This is a genomic window from Thermofilaceae archaeon, from assembly GCA_038731975.1.
Taxonomy (GTDB): Archaea; Thermoproteota; Thermoprotei; order Thermofilales; family Thermofilaceae; genus JANXEW01.
In genome coordinates this window covers 1-2,955 of record JAVYQJ010000075.1, presented here as the reverse complement: position 1 = coordinate 2,955, position 2,955 = coordinate 1, and the positions used below count along the sequence as shown (strand labels likewise).

2 protein-coding genes are annotated in these 2,955 nt (G+C 60.5%); both read left to right on the top strand.

Annotated elements, in window-relative coordinates; genetic code table 11:
• Window positions 1-208: hypothetical protein (locus tag QXF46_09575; protein MEM0227111.1), on the top strand; the 208-nt coding region annotated here is incomplete at its 5' end.
• Between the two features lie 68 nt (window positions 209-276).
• Window positions 277-2,745, top strand: a complete 2,469-nt coding sequence (locus QXF46_09570; GenBank protein ID MEM0227110.1) for a hypothetical protein — start codon at window positions 277-279, stop codon at window positions 2,743-2,745.
• Window positions 2,746-2,955 lie beyond the last annotated feature (210 nt).

Here is a 2,955-nt window from a genome sequence, read left to right as displayed (position 1 = left end):
CGGGCTGATAGACCGGATCGGCACGCTGGACGACGCCGCGCGCATCGCCAGGGAGCTGGCTGGGCTACCGCCAGACGCGCCTCTAAGGGAGCTTAAAGCACCCCGCCCCAGCCTCCTCCAGCTGCTCTTCGGGTCCACGCTGAAAACGCCCGTGGTGCCGGGCGTGGAGATCCTCGCCGTGTGGCCGCCTCCGACTCTGAAACCCTAGCTACCGCTCCGCGCGGCCGCCTGCGCTCGGTGCAAACTTTTTTACCGCTTTCGCCTAAGAATTAATTAATGCCTGAAAGTGAGGGGGGAAAGTACGGGTATTTTGATGATGCGCGCCGCGAATACGTGATACTCCGACCCGATACCCCGACACCATGGATCAACTACCTGGGCCAGGAGGACTACTTCGCCATGATCTCCAACACGGGTGGAGGTTACAGCTTCTACAGGGACGCGAGGTACAGGAGGATCACCCGCTACCGCTACCACGGCGTCCCCCTCGACCAGCCCGGACGGTACGTATACGTCAGGGACGCGGAGAGCGGGCAGTACTGGGGGGCCACGTGGCAGCCGGTTAAGCGCCCACCCGAGTTCTACGAGTGCCGGCACGGGCTGGGCTACACGATCATCACGACGAGGTACTCCGGGATCGAATCCCAAGTCACGTACTTCGTCCCGCTGGGGCAGACGCTGGAGGTTTGGCGCTTGAAGATCACGAACAGGAGGGATAGGCCGGCCAAGCTCCAGCTCTTCTCCTACGTTGAGTTCTGCCTCTGGGACGCGCTCGACGACATGACAAACTTCCAGCGCAACTTGAGCCTCGCAGAGGTTGAGGTTGAGGGGAGCGTCATCTACCACAAGACCGGGTACAGGGAGAGGAGGAACCACTTCGCCTTCTTCGCGTGCTCCGAGAGGATCGCCGGCTTCGACACGTCGAGGGACGAGTTCCTCGGCCCCTACAGGGGCTTGGAGAATCCGATCGTTGTTGAGGAGGGTAGGTCGCGGAACTCAATCGCGAGCGGATGGTACCCGATCGGCTCGCACCAGGTGAACCTGGAGCTTGCGCCCGGCGAGAGCAGGGAGATCATCTTCCTGCTCGGCTACGCTGAGAATCCGCAGGACGAGAAGTTTGAGGCGCCGAACAAGATCAATAAGTCCAGGGTTAGAAAGGTTATCGAAGAGTTTACGAGGCCGTCTAGAGTAGATGAGGCGTTCGAGCAGTTGAAGCAGTACTGGGACAAGCTGCTCTCCATCCTGCAGGTGGAGACGCCCGACGAGCACGTGAACAGGATGGTGAACATCTGGAACCAGTACCAGTGCATGGCCACGTTCAACCTCTCCCGAAGCGCCTCGTTCTACGAGTCGGGCATTTCGCGGGGGATCGGCTTCAGGGACTCCAACCAGGACATACTGGGCTTCGTCCACATGATACCGGAGAGGGCGCGGGAGAGGATCCTGGATCTCGCCGCTACGCAGCTGCCCGACGGTAGCTGCTACCACCAGTACCAGCCGATCACGAAGCGCGGGAACAAGGAGATCGGCAGCGGGTTTAACGACGATCCGCTTTGGCTGGTGCTCAGCGTCGCAGCCTACATCAAGGAGACCGGCGACTACTCGATCCTCGACGAGATGGTGCCCTACGACAACACGCCCGGCACCGAGGAGCCACTGTACAAGCACTTGGAGAAGAGCTTCCAGTACATCCTTGAGAGGCTGGGGCCCCACGGCCTACCGCTGATCGGGCACGCCGACTGGAACGACTGCCTCAACCTCAACGTCTTCTCCACATCACCTGACGAGAGTTTCCAGACCGCACCCGATAGGACAGACGGGAAGACGGCTGAATCGGTCTTCATAGCGGGCCTCTTCGTCCTTGCGGCAAAGGAGATGGCCGCCATAGCGGAGCGCATCGGGAGGAAGAGCGACGCGGAGAAGTACAGGAGGCTCGCGGACGAGATGGCGAAGAGGGTTCTCGAGCACGGATGGGACGGCGAATGGTTCCTACGTGCTTACGACGCCTTCGGGAGGAAGGTGGGCTCAAGGGAGTGTGAGGAGGGGAAGATCTTCATCGAGCCTCAGGGCATCTGCGTGATGGCTGGCATAGGTCTCGATAACGGCTACGCCATCAAGGCTCTAGACTCGGTGTACAAGTACCTTGCAACACCGCACGGCATCAAGCTGCACCACCCGGCCTACACGCGCTACTACATCAACTTGGGTGAGATTGGGACGTATCCCCCGGGCTACAAGGAGAACGCGAGCATCTTCTGCCACACGAACCCGTGGATCATGATCGCGGAGACGATCGTCGGGCGGGGTGACCGCGCGTTCGACTATTACAAGAGGATCTGCCCCTCTGTGAGGGAGGCGATCAGCCACATCCACCGCTGCGAGCCCTACGTTTACGCCCAGATGATCGCGGGGCCGGAGGCTCCGAGGTACGGTGAGGCGAAGAACTCCTGGCTGACCGGGACGGCGGCATGGAGCCTCGTCGCCATCACGCAGTGGATCCTGGGCGTGAGACCACACTACGATGGGCTCCTGATTGACCCCTGCATCCCGAGCGATTGGCCGGGCTTCAAGGTCACGAGGTGGTTCAGGGGAGCGAAGTATGTGATCGAGGTCCGCAATGAGGAGCGAGTGTGCAAGGGCGTCAAGCAGATCTACGTCGATGGGGTGCCAATCGAGGGAAACATCGTGCCTGCGTTCAGCGACGGTCGCACGCACCACGTGTTGGTGATAATGGGGAGGAAGTAGTAGCGCTGCTATCACAACGAATGCATGATTTTTCATTCTTTCTGCTCTAGGGCCGATAGCGCTCTGTCGAGCGGCTGGGGTAGGAAGCTTGAAGCGAGGAATGCTTCACCGTACTTAGCGCCGATGAGATAGCCCCGAGCTCTCGCGAGCCCCTCAACGTAGCTGAGTATATCGCCCAGCACGGGCATCTGCGACTCGAAGCACTTGAGG